Origin of the sequence: Lachnoclostridium sp. An76, assembly GCF_002161355.1 — a bacterium.
GTDB lineage: Bacteria > Bacillota > Clostridia > Lachnospirales > Lachnospiraceae > Mediterraneibacter > Mediterraneibacter caccavium.
Genome location: NZ_NFHL01000001.1, coordinates 873323 through 889651, shown reverse-complemented (window position 1 = coordinate 889651; position 16329 = coordinate 873323). Strand labels below are relative to the sequence as shown.

Annotated in this window: 14 protein-coding genes; 9 read left to right on the top strand and 5 right to left on the bottom strand. The window is 42.6% G+C overall.

Features of this window, described 5'->3' with window-relative positions:
• The first annotated feature begins 17 nt into the window (after positions 1-17).
• The 8 genes from B5G27_RS15775 (at position 18) to B5G27_RS03965 (ending at position 8989) form a co-directional block, all read left to right on the top strand.
• Positions 18-305 carry a hypothetical protein gene (locus tag B5G27_RS15775; RefSeq protein WP_143449636.1) on the top strand — a complete coding sequence of 96 codons (288 nt, stop codon included), beginning with the start codon at positions 18-20 and terminating at the stop codon, positions 303-305.
• 128 nt (positions 306-433) lie between these two features.
• The gene (locus B5G27_RS03995; protein WP_087177755.1) at positions 434-1537 is read left to right on the top strand and encodes an AAA family ATPase; all 1104 of its coding nucleotides are present in this window, start codon (positions 434-436) and stop codon (positions 1535-1537) included.
• On the top strand, positions 1530-2315 hold the full coding sequence (locus B5G27_RS03990) for a hypothetical protein (protein ID WP_087177657.1): 786 nt from the start codon (positions 1530-1532) through the stop codon (positions 2313-2315). Before B5G27_RS03995 ends, B5G27_RS03990 begins: the two co-directional genes overlap by 8 nt.
• Before the next feature lie 198 nt (positions 2316-2513).
• Entirely contained in the window at positions 2514-3038 is a 525-nt protein-coding gene (locus B5G27_RS03985; protein ID WP_087177656.1) for a DUF4231 domain-containing protein, read from the top strand.
• A gap of 128 nt (positions 3039-3166) precedes the next feature.
• Positions 3167-4861: an AAA family ATPase gene (locus B5G27_RS03980; protein ID WP_442911425.1), complete on the top strand. Its 1695-nt coding sequence runs from the start codon at positions 3167-3169 to the stop codon at positions 4859-4861.
• 105 nt (positions 4862-4966) lie between these two features.
• On the top strand, positions 4967-6616 hold the full coding sequence (locus tag B5G27_RS03975; RefSeq protein ID WP_242958225.1) for an AAA family ATPase: 1650 nt from the start codon (positions 4967-4969) through the stop codon (positions 6614-6616).
• A 55-nt stretch (positions 6617-6671) separates the two neighbouring features.
• Positions 6672-7094: an IS1096 element passenger TnpR family protein gene (locus B5G27_RS03970; protein WP_087177653.1), complete on the top strand. Its 423-nt coding sequence runs from the start codon at positions 6672-6674 to the stop codon at positions 7092-7094.
• Positions 7095-7294: 200 nt separating this feature from the next.
• Complete coding sequence (locus B5G27_RS03965) at positions 7295-8989, top strand: AAA family ATPase (RefSeq protein ID WP_275533021.1); 1695 nt, start codon at positions 7295-7297, stop codon at positions 8987-8989.
• 110 nt (positions 8990-9099) lie between these two features.
• Here B5G27_RS03965 and B5G27_RS03960 read toward each other — a convergent pair whose 3' ends face one another.
• Both B5G27_RS03960 and B5G27_RS03955 read right to left on the bottom strand, forming a co-directional pair.
• Positions 9100-9795, bottom strand: coding sequence for a hypothetical protein (locus tag B5G27_RS03960; RefSeq protein WP_087177651.1), 696 nt, complete (start codon positions 9793-9795; stop codon positions 9100-9102).
• Positions 9792-11744 carry a hypothetical protein gene (locus B5G27_RS03955; RefSeq protein WP_087177650.1) on the bottom strand — a complete coding sequence of 651 codons (1953 nt, stop codon included), beginning with the start codon at positions 11742-11744 and terminating at the stop codon, positions 9792-9794. The genes B5G27_RS03960 and B5G27_RS03955 overlap by 4 nt, the downstream gene beginning before the upstream one ends.
• Positions 11745-11955: 211 nt before the next feature.
• Between B5G27_RS03955 and B5G27_RS03950 the strand changes: the two genes are divergently transcribed.
• Positions 11956-13098 (top strand): hypothetical protein, encoded by a 1143-nt coding sequence (locus B5G27_RS03950; RefSeq protein ID WP_087177649.1) that lies wholly within the window; start codon positions 11956-11958, stop codon positions 13096-13098.
• A 321-nt stretch (positions 13099-13419) separates the two neighbouring features.
• On the opposite strand, the gene B5G27_RS03945 is transcribed toward B5G27_RS03950, so the two are convergent.
• From B5G27_RS03945 to B5G27_RS03935, 3 genes are all read right to left on the bottom strand, one after another.
• Complete coding sequence (locus B5G27_RS03945; RefSeq protein ID WP_087177648.1) at positions 13420-14238, bottom strand: ExeA family protein; 819 nt, start codon at positions 14236-14238, stop codon at positions 13420-13422.
• Complete coding sequence (locus B5G27_RS03940; RefSeq protein ID WP_087177647.1) at positions 14231-15646, bottom strand: DDE-type integrase/transposase/recombinase; 1416 nt, start codon at positions 15644-15646, stop codon at positions 14231-14233. The genes B5G27_RS03945 and B5G27_RS03940 overlap by 8 nt, the downstream gene beginning before the upstream one ends.
• Before the next feature lie 73 nt (positions 15647-15719).
• A complete protein-coding gene (locus B5G27_RS03935; protein WP_275533020.1) occupies positions 15720-16208 on the bottom strand; it encodes a DUF6431 domain-containing protein in 489 nt (162 codons plus the stop codon).
• Positions 16209-16329 lie beyond the last annotated feature (121 nt).

The window sequence follows — 16329 nt, the reverse complement described above, 5'->3', positions numbered from 1 at the left end:
AGATTGATATAGAAAAAATGATCATGAAAGAGCCGGAGAATATGACGCTCATTGTCGATGATCTTGAATATAATGGAATGCTGAATCCTGAGATGCTGATAGATGCTATTTTATCCTTCCGGCATCAGGCAATCGTAGCTGTCAGAAAAAGTAAGTGGATCAATGATATATATGGAAATCTGGGACAGTACTATTTTATGAAAAATGGTAATCTGCTGCCGGCTTCTGATTGTCTGGAGAAAGAACTACGGTCAGTAGAGCAGCTGAAAAATTTGTTTGTAAAAGGATATTTTGATGAGGAATAAAAGTTTATAACAAAGTGCTGTATTTTTTTTACGGCAACTGTTGTAAACTTTTTTTTTATATTGTAAGATAAAAATAATATATGGATACTAATAAAAAATATATTAATGCTGTGAAGGGATGTCAGAATATGCTGAGAAAATTTACACTAAAAAACTTTAAGAATTTTAAAGATGAACTGGTTCTGGATCTGTCAAAGGTAAATAATTATGAATTCAGTACAAAAGCAATCCGCAATAAAATAGTAAAAACAGCGCTTATTTATGGCGAAAACGCAAGCGGAAAGAGTAATCTTGGCTATGGACTGTTTGATATTATTCTGCATCTTACAGATAAAGAAAAAAACTTAAACTTTTATCGATTGTATGGGAACCTTGAAAAAAAGAATGCTGTGACGGAGTTTTGCTATGAATTTGAGTTTGAAGAGGGAACTCTGAAGTATCAATATAAAAAACAGTCTGCTCAGGAATTATTGGAGGAGAAAATATGGATCAATAAAGAGCTTTTGTTATGGTATGACTTTAGCAGCCATGAAGGAAATGTACTGTTGAAAGGCGCACAGACATTAAATACAGATCTTACGGAAAAGAACATTTCTTTTGTAAAATACGTTTTTAATAATACTGTTCTGGAAAAAAATAGTACAAATTTGATCTTTATAAAATTCATGAAGTTTGTTGATGACATGCTCTGGTTCAGCTCTTTGGAAAAGAATGATTATCAGGGATATCTGACGGGATCAGAGAAGCTTGCACAGGGGATCATCGAACGGGGGCGTGTAAAACAGTTCCAGGAATTTTTGGACAGATTAGGGATACATTACGAATTGGTTGCTAAAGAAATAGAGGGAGAAAAGCAGCTATACTGTAGATTTGGAGATCGGGAAGTCAATTTTTATAGTATTGCTTCACGGGGAACATGCTCATTGATCCTTTTTTATTATTGGCTGATACAACTTGAAAATGTTTCTCTTGTTTTTATTGATGAATTTGATGCTTTTTATCATGATAATCTTGCATTAGCAGTTGTTAATGAATTGTTGAGCCTTCCAAATACTCAGAGTATTTTAACAACACATAATACAGATATAATGACAAATGATCTGCTGAGGCCTGACTGCTATTTAAGGATCCAAAATGGCGGGATCAAATCATTTAGCGAAGCAACACCAAAGGAATTAAGAAAAGCACATAATTTACAGAAGATGTATAATGCAGGAGCATTTGATGACTAAAAAATACATAGCAATTATTTATGAAGGCGAGAAAACCGAACGTCAGTTAGTTAATAATCTTAATCATACATTTTTCGACAATATATCGGAGTTGGTCCCGATTATGTTTCCGGCCGGCGAAAATATCTATATGCTCTGGAAGCAGCTGAAAAAAGATGAATTTCAAACGGATCTGATAGAAGTGGTACGAGAGTATAATGCTGAAGCTGCAAAAGTACTAAAAGGATATCAGAGAAATGATTTTATGGAGATTTATCTGTTTTTTGATTATGACGGACATCAGGATAATCTGAGCGGGTCTGAAGAGAGTGTTGGTGACATATTGGAGGAAATGCTGGAGACATTTTCGGAAGAAACAGATTTAGGGAAACTCTATATTAATTATCCTATGGTGGAGTCACTTCGGGATAATAACCCACCGAAAGAAGAGTTGTGTTATCGGAATTGTACGATCAATCTCGCGGATATCAAAGATTATAAACGATCAGTTCATGATATGCGGATATATCAGGATTTTCGTAAACTGGATCGCAGAAAGTGGTATGAATTATGTATCAATGCGGCCTGTAAAGTCAATTGTATAATTTACAATACTTATTGTGTCCCTCAACGAGAGAAGTTTATAAATGAGATGGGACAGGTCAGGTTATACCATATGCAGAAAGAGAAATATGTGCCGTTTGGGAAAATTGCGGTTATAAACAGTATTCCATTGTTCCTTCTGGAATATTTTAAGAAGGAATTTTGGAATGAGATATTTGACTGTCAGAGCACTTAGTGAGGGGCAGAAGACCGCTGGCGAAGCCGATGCATGACAGTGATCTCCAGATCACAGAAGAAAGGAACACTATCTGGATCTGGCGAAAAAGATGCAGTCACAGTACATAGATCCGTATATTATTCTTTTCAGCAGGACGCAAACGTTATAGAAAGCAGCAAAATGTTTTAATCAGTTACTTGAGGAAAAAGATGTTTTATGAAAGAAGATAGGGTAAAACAGTTAAAAACTTTGAGAGATGACGAGAAGTACATTTTTGAGCTTATCAATGATGTGCAGAACGAAAAACTGAAGAAAAGAATTGCCCATGAGTTGTACACATACGCAACCAGAGCAAAAAAGTATAAATATTTATTTAAAGGCTGTATGATGATCGGGCTGTTTTTTCCTGTGCTTGCATCGGCGCTTCAAATGTGTCAAAGTGATGCTGCCGGGGCAGCGGCTGTTTTATTGATGGGCTGTGTTACCGCGGCAACGGGTCTGACCAATGGGCTGAAATATCGTGAGAAGTGGGAGCATTACAGGATGTATTGCGAGGAGATGAAAAGGGAGATCATTTACTGTCAATGTGAGATTGGGAAATATGAAAATGCGGATGAACCGGAGAAACTTCTGGCAGAAGAGCTGGAAAAAATGACAGGGAAGGAAACGAACGAATGGGAAAAGATCAAACCGATATTTCCGTCTTCAACGCAAGTGAAAAATGATAGAAAAGAAAGCTGATTGTAATGGTATTCCATCTGCATTATAATACAAATGCATAGAGAAGACCGTATAAGAAGACAGTATAGCATGACAGCCTGATCGCCGGTCACCCCATGCCACTGCCATTGGAGAGGAGTGTGGAAAAAGTGAGAAAAAAGCTCCCTGTAGGGATTGAAAATTTTGAAGAGTTTTTTTCAGAAGATTTCTACTACGTAGATAAAACCCTGTTTATCAGGGAACTCTTGCTAAACTGGGGCAAAGTGAATCTGTTTACCCGTCCCAGACGTTTTGGAAAAAGCCTAAATATGAGCATGCTGAAATGCTTTTTTGAAGTAGGGGCTGATCCGGCGCTTTTTGACGGTTTAAAGATCATGCAGGAAAAGGAACTATGTGAGAAATATATGGAAAAATTCCCTGTGATCTCTATCAGCCTGAAAAGTGTGGATGGACTGAGTTTTGAGTCGGCATCGGTAGCATTGCGGACACTGATCGGGGATGCAGCAAGACGATTTGATTTCTTAAGGAACAGCGCTAATCTATCTGATGATGACAAAGACGCTTATGCACAATTGACAGAGGTAGGACGTGCACAGGGTGGACTCTATACCATGACAGAAGGTATGGCGGCAGCAAGTTTGAAAATGCTTTCGCAGCTTCTTGAAAAGCATTATGGGCAGAAGGTCATTCTTCTGATCGATGAATATGATGTTCCTTTGGATAAGGCATTCCAGAGTGGATATTATGATGAGATGTTAAATCTCATCCGTAACTTGTTGGGAAATGCACTGAAGACGAATGAGAGTCTATACTTTGCTGTACTTACCGGGTGTCTCAGGATTTCTAAAGAAAGTATCTTCACGGGGCTGAACAACCTGAAAGTCCACACGATTTCTGATGTCCGGTATGATGAGTACTTCGGTTTTACCAATTCGGATGTGGATGAGCTGTTGGAATTCTATGGATTGTCTTCTTACAAAGGTGTGATCCGGGACTGGTATGATGGGTATCGTTTTGGAGATACGGACGTATATTGTCCCTGGGATGTGATCAATTACTGCGATGAGTTGCTGGCAGATCCGGACGCAGAGCCGGAAAACTACTGGGCTAATACCAGCGGGAACGATCTGATCCGACGCCTGCTGAAGAAAGCGGATCAAAGCACAAAAAATGATGTCGAGTGTCTGATCAACGGCGGATCAGTCACAAAAACTATCCGTCAGGAACTGACTTACCGGGAGATAGAGGATTCCATTGATAATATCTGGAGCGTCCTTTATTCCACCGGGTACCTGACATGCCGCAGGAGAGTGCCTGGAAAGAAGATGGAGCTGGTATTGCCGAACCGGGAGGTAAGGGATCTGTTCATTGACCTGATTAAAGACTGGTTTCAGGAAATAACACGGGCAGATTCAACCAGGATCAACCGCTTTTGTACGGCTTTCCTGGAGGGGGATGTGTCCATGATCCAGGAGATGCTCAGCGATTATCTGTGGGATTCCATCAGTGTGAGGGACACAGCCGTGCGCAGGAACATGAAGGAAAACTTTTATCATGGGATGCTCCTTGGGCTTCTGCGCAGCCAGGGGAGCTGGCTGGTCAAGTCCAATGCGGAGACCGGGGAAGGATACAGCGACATCTCTATCCAGACACCGGACCGGGTCGGGATGGTGATCGAACTGAAATATGCGGATAATGGGAACCTGGAAGCGGCCTGCCGGGAAGCACTCAGGCAGATTGAAGAAAAGAAATACGCGGAAGGCCTGAAGCGCCGCGGCATGAAGAAGATCATTAAATATGGGATCGCATTCTGCGAGAAAGAATGTATGGTCGTGATGGCATAGCATGACAGCCTGATCGCTGGTCATTTCGTGTCACTGTCATCTGAAAGGAGCGTGGAGAAAGTGAAGAAGAAACTTCCCATTGGCATCGATGGATTTGAAAAGATCATGACGAATGATTTTTATTATGCAGACAAAACTCTGTTTATTAAGGAACTGCTGCAAAACTGGGGAGAGGTAAACTTATTTACGCGTCCAAGACGCTTTGGAAAAAGCCTGAATATGAGCATGCTGAAATGCTTTTTTGAGGTAGGGGCTGATCCGGCGCTTTTTGACGGTTTAAAGATCATGCAGGAAAAAGAACTGTGTGAGAAATATATGGGAAAATTCCCTGTGATCTCCATCAGCCTGAAAAGTGTGGATGGACGTGACTTTGAGTCTGCTTCAGCGGCATTGCGGACGATCATCGGGAATGAAGCCGCAAGATTCCGGTTTTTAAACAGCAGTGACAGATTGACTGATGATGAAAAAGAATCCTATGCACAGCTGACAGAGGTAGGGGCGTCACAAGGCGGGATTTATACGATGACGGAGAAAGTAGCAGCGGCCAGCCTGAAAACCCTTTCTCAGCTTCTGTCCAGGCATTTTGGACAAAAAGTCATTCTTCTGATCGATGAATATGATGTTCCTTTGGATAAGGCATTTCAGAGTGGATATTATGATGAGATGTTATCGCTCATGCGAAATGTGCTTGGAAATGCCCTGAAGACGAATGACAGCCTGTATTTCGCTGTACTTACCGGATGCCTCAGGATTTCTAAAGAAAGTATCTTCACGGGGCTGAACAACCTGAAAGTCCACACGATTTCTGATGTTCGGTATGATGAGTACTTCGGTTTTACCAATTCGGATGTGGATGAGCTGTTGGAATTTTATGGATTGTCTTCTTACAAAGGTGTGATCCGGGACTGGTATGATGGGTATCGTTTTGGAGATACGGACGTATATTGTCCCTGGGATGTGATCAATTACTGCGATGAGCTGATGGCAGATCCGGACGCTGAGCCGGAAAACTACTGGGCCAATACCAGCGGGAACGATCTGATCCGACGCCTGCTGAAGAAAGCGGACCAAAGCACAAAAAATGATGTCGAGTGTCTGATCAACGGAGGAACGGTCACAAAAACTATCCGTCAGGAACTGACTTACCGGGAGATAGAGGATTCCATTGATAATATCTGGAGTGTCCTTTATTCCACCGGGTACCTGACATGCCGCAGGAGAGTGCCTGGAAAGAAGATGGAGCTGGCATTGCCGAACCGGGAGGTAAGGGATCTGTTCATTGACCTGATAAAAGACTGGTTTCAGGAAATAACGCGGGCAGATTCAACCAGGATCAACCGCTTTTGTACGGCTTTCCTGGAGGAGGATGTGTCCATGATCCAGGAGATGCTCAGCGATTATCTGTGGGACTCCATCAGCGTGCGGGATACGGCAGTGCGAAGGAATATGAAAGAAAACTTCTATCATGGTATGCTCCTTGGGCTTCTGCGCAGCCAGGGGAGCTGGCTGGTCAAGTCCAATGCGGAGACCGGGGAAGGATACAGCGACATCTCTATTCAGACACCGGACCGGGTCGGGATGGTGATCGAACTGAAATATGCGGATGATGGGAACCTGGAAGCGGCATGCAGGGAAGCACTCAGGCAGATTGAAGAAAAGAAATACGCGGAAGGCCTGAAGCGCTGCGGCATGAAGAAGATCATTAAATATGGGATCGCGTTTTGTGGGAAAGCATGTATGGTCATGATGGCATAAGGACAAGTATAACAGGTTTGAAGCAGAATTGGATAAGGCGGATAAGAGGTGTGTGATGAGTAAAACATATTCAATGAAAGTATATCCGGCTGGCAGAGGCCGTGATGTTTACAGAAATATCGAAATCTGCGGGGATGAATCGTTGGACCGGTTGTGTGGGATTATTCTGGAAGCCTTTGATTTTATTGATGAGCATCTGTATGAATTCTGCATGGACAACCATATGTATAGTGAAGATACGTATCAGTCAAATCCAGAGGGAGGTGAACCGTCAACAGATATAGCTATTGATAAGATCGGACTTTATAAAGGGCAGAAATTTTCGCTTCATTATGACTTTGGAGATGATTGGATGTTCACCATTACAGTATCCAGAATCAGTGAGGCAGGAGAGCGTTTCGCGCCACGTATAGTCAAGTCCAAAGGGTATATTCAGCAGTATCCAGATTTTGATGAAGAGGACTGGGACAAGGAATAAACTAAATGGCGAAATAATCGTACACGGTAAAGAATTAGTATCGGTATCAGCAATATGCCTGCTTAGATTGCATGGGCAAGCTTGATTGCCCCGCAGCGTAACGGTAAAATGGATGCATAACAGGTGCGTTGTATCTTTTGATGGGATTACAGAGTAATGTTGTGCTTATTCCACTGACACCGGAAAGGAGCGTGGAGAAAGTGAAGAAGAAACTTCCCATTGGCATCGATGGATTTGAAAAGATCATGACGAATGATTTTTATTATGCAGACAAAACCCTGTTTATTAAGGAACTATTGCAAAACTGGGGAGAGGTAAACTTATTTACGCGTCCAAGACGCTTTGGGAAAAGCCTGAATATGAGCATGCTGAAATGCTTTTTTGAAGTAGGGGCTGATCCGGCGCTTTTTGACGGTTTAAAGATCATGCAGGAAAAGGAACTGTGTGAGAAATATATGGGAAAATTCCCTGTGATCTCCATCAGCCTGAAAGATGTGGATGGACGGGACTTTGAGTCTGCTTCAGCGGCATTGCGGACTATCATCGGGAATGAAGCCGCAAGATTCCGGCTTTTAAACAGCAGTGACAGATTGACTGATGATGAAAAAGAAGCCTATGCACAGCTGACAGAGGTAGGGTCGTCACAAGGTGGGATTTATACGATGACGGAGAAAGTAGCAGCGGCCAGCCTGAAAACCCTTTCTCAGCTTCTGTCCAGGCATTTTGGACAAAAAGTCATTCTTCTGATCGATGAATATGATGTTCCTTTGGATAAGGCATTTCAGAGTGGATATTATGATGAGATGTTATCGCTCATGCGAAATATGCTTGGAAATGCCCTGAAGACGAATGACAGCCTGTATTTCGCTGTACTTACGGGATGCCTCAGGATTTCAAAGGAAAGCATTTTCACAGGGCTGAATAATTTAAACGTAATGACCATGTTAGAGCCTTATTTCTGCGATAGTTTTGGATTTACAGAAGATGAGGTGACAGAACTTTTGGATTATTACGGACTGGGTAATTTCCATGACACCGTACGGGAGTGGTATGATGGGTATCGTTTTGGAGATACATCTGTGTACTGTCCATGGGATGTTATAAAGTATGTCCAGATCCTGCTGAAAGATAAGAGCGCTGAACCAGAGAATTACTGGGCCAATACCAGCGGGAACGATCTGATCCGACGGCTGCTGAAGAAAGCGGATCAAAGCACAAAAAATGATGTCGAGTGTCTGATCAACGGCGGATCAGTCACAAAAACTATCCGTCAGGAACTGACTTACCGGGAGATAGAGGATTCCATTGATAATATCTGGAGCGTCCTTTATTCCACCGGGTACCTGACATGCCGCAGGAGAGTGCCTGGAAAGAAGATGGAGCTGGCATTGCCGAACCGGGAGGTAAGGGATCTGTTCATTGACCTGATAAAAGACTGGTTTCAGGAAATAACACGGGCAGATTCAACCAGGATCAACCGCTTCTGCGCGGCTTTCCTGGAGGGTGATGTGTCCATGATCCAGGAGATGCTCAGCGATTATCTGTGGGATTCCATCAGTGTGCGGGATACAGCCGTGCGGAGAAATATGAAAGAAAACTTCTATCATGGTATGCTCCTTGGGCTTCTGCGCAGCCAAGGGAGCTGGCTGGTCAAGTCCAATGCGGAGAGCGGGGAAGGATACAGCGACATCTCTATCCAGACACCGGACCGGGTCGGGATGGTGATTGAACTGAAATATGCGGATGATGGGAACCTGGAAGCGGCATGCAGGCAAGCGCTCAGGCAGATTGAAGAAAAGAAATACGCGGAAGGCCTGAAGCGCCGCAGCATGAAGAAGATTATTAAATATGGGATTGCATTCTGTGAGAAAGAATGTATGGTCGTGATGGCATAAGGCAAGTATATAATATAAAAGCATAATACATGCGTTTAGTGAAAGCCCTGAAAACGCAAAATCGTGACACAATGCTGAAACGATTGTGTCACGATTGATATTAGCCCTTCTTAAATGTCATGTTCTCTGCGATCTAACTTCCTGATAATGCGTTCCAACTCCGCATCATATTTTTCGTTTTGTATGGCTTGATAATCTGAGCTGAATTTCCAACAGTTAAATATAAATCCCCAGTTATTAAGCAGCGTTAGTGCGTCAATCAAAAAATTTTCATCAGAAAATGGCTTTAAGATATCAACGATTTTTTGGTCGGCAAAAAAATTATGGACGATCCAGATCATCAAAAGTGAGAAGACGATAAGCAATACAGCCCGCTTGCAGAATAATACAACAAAGGATAAGATATATTCTCTGTATATATCTTGCCTTTGGGCAGGTTGGTTAGGATCGTTCGAAGCAGAGTTTTTATCACAGGCCTCTAAAGAGGAACTCTGCCTGTTTCGTAATAAGGCGGTAAATAAAGTACTCTTTATTAAAAAAATATTTATAATTTTTTTGACACGAGCTTTATGTATAAATAGTAGCGTAATAAGTAATATAGCAACTAAAGACAGGATAATTTTAACCTCTTTTACAAAGAAGAAAAGGCAGCAAAAGACAGTAGTAAAGAAAAGAAGGTTTGCTGTATCATCCAGTATTTTTCTCCTTAAAGGGCGCTCGGATATTTTGCCATGCTGGGCATTCATTGTGGCCATTACAGTTATTAGAATAAGAAAAATAATGATAATAAAAACCATATAGATCATTTGTCTGTACTCCTCTCTGTTTTTTCGTCTTCTTCCTCCTCTTCATCAACAAAAGGAATAAAATTCATTGCTATTTCTGCTGTACTGTTTCGCAGATAGAGCTCAACCCGATATCGTAAGACACATATATAGTCGTCCAGGCCGCAGATGGTATTAGCAGAGGATGCAGGTGAATCTTTCGAAATACCATGATAGTTTCGCTTCAGTAATTCGAAATCCCGTGGACTGAGCAATTGCAGATACCCGAGCTGCTGAAGAATAGATACAATAGGGACGATATCTTCAGTGTCTTTTAAATCGCTGTATTTTGCATAGAGACCATATCCCCATTGGCTGGTCCAGGGACTATTCTGGAACTTCTGTAAAAATTTGTGAATAATACTTTTTATTTCATTTACATATTCAATACAAGCTTTTTTGAATGAAGCTTTTCCTTTATAGGGTAACAACTTATTATCTATTCCCTTCCCGAGAAGTGAAACAAATATGATTGAAAACAGATGATCTTCATTGTCGATTTCCCGGTTGGTTTTTGAGTCCAAAAGAGGCAGGGGGCGTGAATTCCCTAATACGCCCAAAATTAGGGTAAGCCCGTCGACCAGAGCAGCCAGGATAAGGACTCCGATTACTTTGCTCCGATATTGCGGATCGAAAATATATATTACTGCCTGCAAATTGGGATCACCATAAGCGTTAAGGGCTGTCCTGGCAGTGTTCAGCTTTGTAAGGCTGATGTCTTTTGCGTTTAAAGTGTCTGCCAGGCGGGTCAGTTTGAGATAATTTTCCTCTACAATATCTTTTTTCTCATTTAAATATGACAGCGCTTGTTCAGCGGAGCTGTCTGCTTTCAGCCAATGGACAAACTTTTCTGCAAGAGAACCTAGTGAAAGCGTATTATTTTCTTCAACTGATTCAGGCACTGCGAGATCATCAGTTGCATCTTTTAGTTCGGTATAGAGTTTATATTTATTTCGGAGCTCTTCTATATATGTATCAGAAATCTGATCCGGTTCTTGATATGTATCAGAAGTAGAGCTCAGAGTGTTTAAAGTTTTATTTAAAGCATTATAGTTTAGAATGAGCTTTGTAATGTTTGCACTTACATCAGAAGATAAAGCTGCATTTTCATCAGAACTATGGATATAATCAATTATCTGTTCCGGTGTAAGGTTCCCTCGGGCATCAGAAAGAGAATTCCGTTCATTTGTAATCTGGTTTTTAAGCCTGGTTAATTCAGGAATATTTTCAGCAGCGGCAGTTCCGGCAGGGCCGATTCCTGTGCTAGATGTAGTATTTCCAAAGTAATCAGTATAAGTGGTGGATGTTATAGCAGCATTAAGGATATCCTCATTACTTCTGATCTGTTTATCAAGGCTGGAAGATTGTGAATCGGCAGCGGAGATTAAAGAATCAGCCTTAATGAGGAGATTCTGGGCTGCTTGGTTTATCTCTTCTTCTGTAGAATTTTTTTCTAAAAGCTGATCTTTTACGGTTTCGGCTGCAGATACATATTCATTATATGTTTTTTCATATTCGTTTTCAGGCGGTAGAGTGCTGACCGCTAATCCGGTATAGGAAAATGTGGCAGAAATCAAGCAGAAAAGAACCATTAAAAAACCCGTAGCTCTTTTTCTGCGCTCTGTCTGTGAATACCTGTTAGTAAAGACAAAGAATGCAACCTGAATAGCAATTGTAAAAGCAGCCGGAGCAAAAGGCATGATATTCCCCAAGTAGTATTTTGCCCCTGCAAATGTTGTGAAAAAGGAGATTAATTGAAGGCAAAATAATATAAAGAGAACTGTTTTTCTCCCTAAATAGTACTTAATAAAAGGACTTCCGGCATAAGAAGCTTTACGGATGATCTTACTGTAAATTGAGACCATACGGCGCTCTTCGAAAGATTTTTTTACATCATTAACAACAGTTGCTATTTTTGATAAAATACGCATTTTTCATACCTCCTTCCAAATTACAAGCATAGTTTACAAAAAATGACATGATAAAAAAATAGTGGGAAAAAAGTGGGAAAAAGTTCATCAAATAGTTGAAAATCACAGCACATTATAGGCAGATAAAACAAGGGGATTGTATAAAATTGACAAATAACTTGCGCGTATTGCAAATTTTTACTATACTTGGGTGTGGAAGGGGGATGATCCAATGAGTAATATGACCAAAAAGAAAAAAGAATTAAATCAGATAATCAATAAGCGGGTGGGGGAAAATTTGGGAAAATTGCTGCAACAGAATCAGATATCACAAACAGAGTTCCCAGATAAATTAAGAGAACTGGAATGGGAATATACATTGGATCGGACTGCTATAAATAAGTTGATTAATGATCCTGACGACAGTAATCTTTCAATACCATTTCTGATTGAGTGTGCAGATTATTTTCATACTACTGTTGACTTCCTTATAGCAGATAACAGTAAAGCGGCGTATAGAGAACAAAACAGCATAGAGCAAAGAATGCCGCGAAAAGCGGAAAGCTCAGTTATAGCAGGAAAAGAGAGTAAGGAACTGCTGATAGAAAATCCAAGCTCAGTATTTTTCAAAAATTATTTAAATACCTATTTTTGCTATTATTATTCTACGATTTCAGATGAGCATAAAGAGGAGAACCCGATATTTGAAGGAGAACTCAGTTTATACGAAGAAGGCGAACGGTGTGGATGTACATTAAAGGTAGATACAAAAAAATATAGAAGTAATGGGGAAAAGTTTTATAAAACTTATATTGGAAATGCCGTGATCTGTATGGCGAGCCAGACAATCCATTGTTCAATGTGTGATTATGAAATAGGAGAGTACTGTGATCTTATTTTCAGATATTCTCAATTGAATAGCGCAAAGCAGGCATGTAGAATGGCAGAGGTCTTATCGACTTCCTCAGGACCCGATAAGAGATATCCCGTTATTCATAGAATGCTTTTAAGTATAGACAGAATTATGGAAGAGGATTACGAGCTTATTAAATCGCAGCTGTGTTTGAATAATTCGGAAATCCTCATTAGTAAAGAAAAACTTGATTCATTAAAAGATTATTCGGAAGAATACGCATCTGTTATAAAAGAGATAGAGAGTATAGGGGGAAAAGAAATCTACTTTGTAAATGAGGGAATGATAAATGAGATAGTGAAAAAGTATATGCCGGGCAAGGAAGAAGAATTTACAAATGATCTGCGTAAATGTGCGAAATCCTATCGATATAATAAAGTCAGTAAAGGAGTAGATACAAATTTATGGAATATACTGCATCGAGCAGGCTATTATAAGGAAATTACGGATGGGCAGGCATAGAAAATGGGGAATATTTTACAGGAGGAGCTTTTATAAGCTCCTCCAAAATCTTTTCCCTATTATCGAAATCCCCACTCCCAATGACGATAGTCGATCCGTATAGCCAGAGCCAATCCATCATCTGTCTTCATCATATATATTCTTTACACCTCATAAAGTTCCTCATATGTAACATACTCATTTTCCGGATCAGTCGATAAAATGTTGCTGATTTCATGAGCTGTCACCAGACTGCTCTCATGAGTTGTCTTTAAGTTGCTAAGTTTACTGTCACCGTGATGGTTGATGTATGGGCCGTCCGGAATTCGGACGGCACCTTCTCTATCCGGTTACGGTTCCAAGCATTTCGTGTTCCACTACATACTTGACCATATAATCATCGACGAGCCGCTTTTGCTGTTGGAACGCATACATAAGCGATTTTTCGCATACCCGGTTGATCATTCTCGGAATCCCGGCTGAAGCCTTATGGATTTCGTCCATTGCTTTGGTGGTAAAGATCTCCTGGCTGCATTCCGCATAATCCATGTGGCTTTTGACATACTTCTCCGTCTCTGCCCGGTCTAGATGCGGAAGTGTACAGTACATATCGATCCGCTGGCGGATTGCTGCGTACCGTTGAAGTTTCAGCTTGTTATCCCACAGTTCTGTCTGCCCTACGAGCACGACGGCCATGGGACTTACAGAATCGAACCTGTAGTTCAGAAGGAAACGGAATTCCTCCAGTGTTTCTTTCTCCAGCAGGTGCGCCTCATCCAGAACGCATACCACCTTTTTATGCTGGACACCGTGGATGATCTCGATCTGCTGTTGGAGCTGACGTTTGGAATCGCCACGGTAGAACCGTGCTTCCAGCCCCAGCTGGTCCAGCATCCCTTTATAAAACCACCGTGGGGTCAGCTTGGAATCAGAAAGATACAGGATGATATATTCTTCCCTCGGAAGTTCCGAATAAAACCTGCGGATCAGAGTGGATTTTCCACAGCCGGGATCCGCTGTTACGACCGCAAACATCTGCCGGTCTGCTACATAGCAGAGCCTGCCGAGCGTTTCCCGGAAAGCGTCAGACTCATAGAGTTTTTCTGCTGGGATGTCACGTACAAAAGGTGTATTGGTCATCCCGAAGAATGATTCATACATTGTGATCCGCCTCCTTCCGGTAAGAAGCAAACGAGATCGCGTCTGCCCGCTGGCGGGTCGATTCCGAATGTTTCTTTTCCAGCGCATCAAGGAAGCGCGAGGTTGTCGGAGTCTGTTCCTGCATTGCAGCAGGAAGTGTTGGGTTCTTATCACAGAACTCGCCGATCCTGACCGGCTGTGCGGGAAACGGCTCGTATCCCGGATAACTTACCGTAATAGTTTCCGGAGCCGCAGGATCATAGGAGATCTCAACCTTATATCCGATCAGAGCCGGTTTCGTTTCATACTTTCTGCCCCTGAAACTGATGCAGGCGCCCTTGTCTACTTTACGTATCTCATGGTGCAGAAATGCTTCGGATACAACAGAGACATCCAGATAGGTCAGAGGACGGCTGTCACGGTTCCATTCCTGAAGGGGAGTGATCCCTGATTCCGGGACTGCCGCACCAAGGCTTTCGTAGTATTCGCTGATCCCTTCATGGGGTTTTTGGTGATAGTACGCATCAAGGAACACGGCCCACAGCCGGTTCAGCTCTTCCAGGGTTTTGATGTTTTTTAGTTTTGCCTCCCGGTTAAACATATCCACTACCTGATGGAACTTTTCAATCTTCCCTTTGCTTTTGCCGCTCCGCGGTTTTGCATGGAGAACCCGGATCCCCAGTCTTGAAAGAGAGAGCCTGATCTGCCTGGCGATATATTGGGAACCGTTATCAAAGTAGCAGGCGTCAAACTTTCCGTATCGGAGGATCGCCTGGCGGAACGTATCCTCAACAATGGCTTCCTCCTGACTGTCATAGAACCGGGAAGCCAGCAGGAGGCGGGAATGGTCATCGATTGCAGAGGAAAGATACGTCTGTACTCTGGCGCCATTTTTCCCGATCGGAAGTTTGGGACCGTACTTGATATCCCCCTGTACCAGCATCATACGGTGCGGTTTGCAGAAACGTTTGGAAGAACTCCCCCGCGCATCGCGGTACATCTGCATCTGTTCCCTTCCGTAACCAGCCCGGTACAGGTGCCGTTCCAGAGTGGAGCGTTTCAGGACTCCCGGTGCAGCATAGCCTTCCAGTTCCAGTATGCAGATGATCTGTGCAACAGACCGCTCCGGGACTTCCTTACGGAGCTGGATTGCCTGCTCAAGCAGAAGATCAAAGTTTTCCGGAAGTTTCTGTGAACGGCGTTTTTCGCGTGTGGCTGGTTTTAAGCCGGCAAACTGTCCTTCACGGTAGGCTTTTTCATAGCGGTAGATGGACCGGACGGAAATATCATTGGCCTGAGCAATCTGTTTCCGGAGCCGCAGCCTCTTTGCATCGTCAAGATCTTCCCGGAGCAGCGGCGCGATCAGCTGGAATCGGGAAAGAGCTTCCTGTTCCTGCCATTGTTTGATTCTGTTTGTATTGGTATTCATATATAGTGACCTCCTTCTGAGACCACTATACCTGCCAGCTCTGTGACAGACGAATCAAAACAGGTGCATAACATCACCACGGTACAGCAGGTAAAAAACCGCCGCTGTTGTAGATGATACGGAGGATACGCTCCAGCCAGTCCTGATGTGTTTGGCGTATGGTATCGAGCAGTGACGCGTGAGAGAAAAGAAGTTCTTCTCCCAATCCAAGTATCCGGTATCCGGCATTACGCAGGAATCCTTCAATATTTACGAGGTTCATCTGGAACCACTGGAGCCATCGCAACATGGTCTGCAAGGAAGGAAAGTCTTCGGAATCAGCATCCTCCGATGTTATGATCCCGTCGATCACGCCGGAGATCACCTCGGCTTCATAATGCTTGTGGGGTACAAGACAATCAGGAAGCTCATTGTGATACCGATGACATTCCGTGCAGCGGAGCCTGCGGATCATAAGATACTCTTTCACGCCGCCTTCCTTCTTCCGGATACGTAGTCTGGTATCGCGATACTTCAAAGTACCGCCACAGACGGGGCAGACAGGGGTGTCATCACTGCTCATAACAAAAAACACCGGAGTCCGCCTTGTAGGTCAGTGTGTATTCTGATATAATAACCATGGTTTTTATAACCGGGTCTCAGAGTACACGACTTTCCAGGGAGGGTGCTCTGAGACTTTTTCT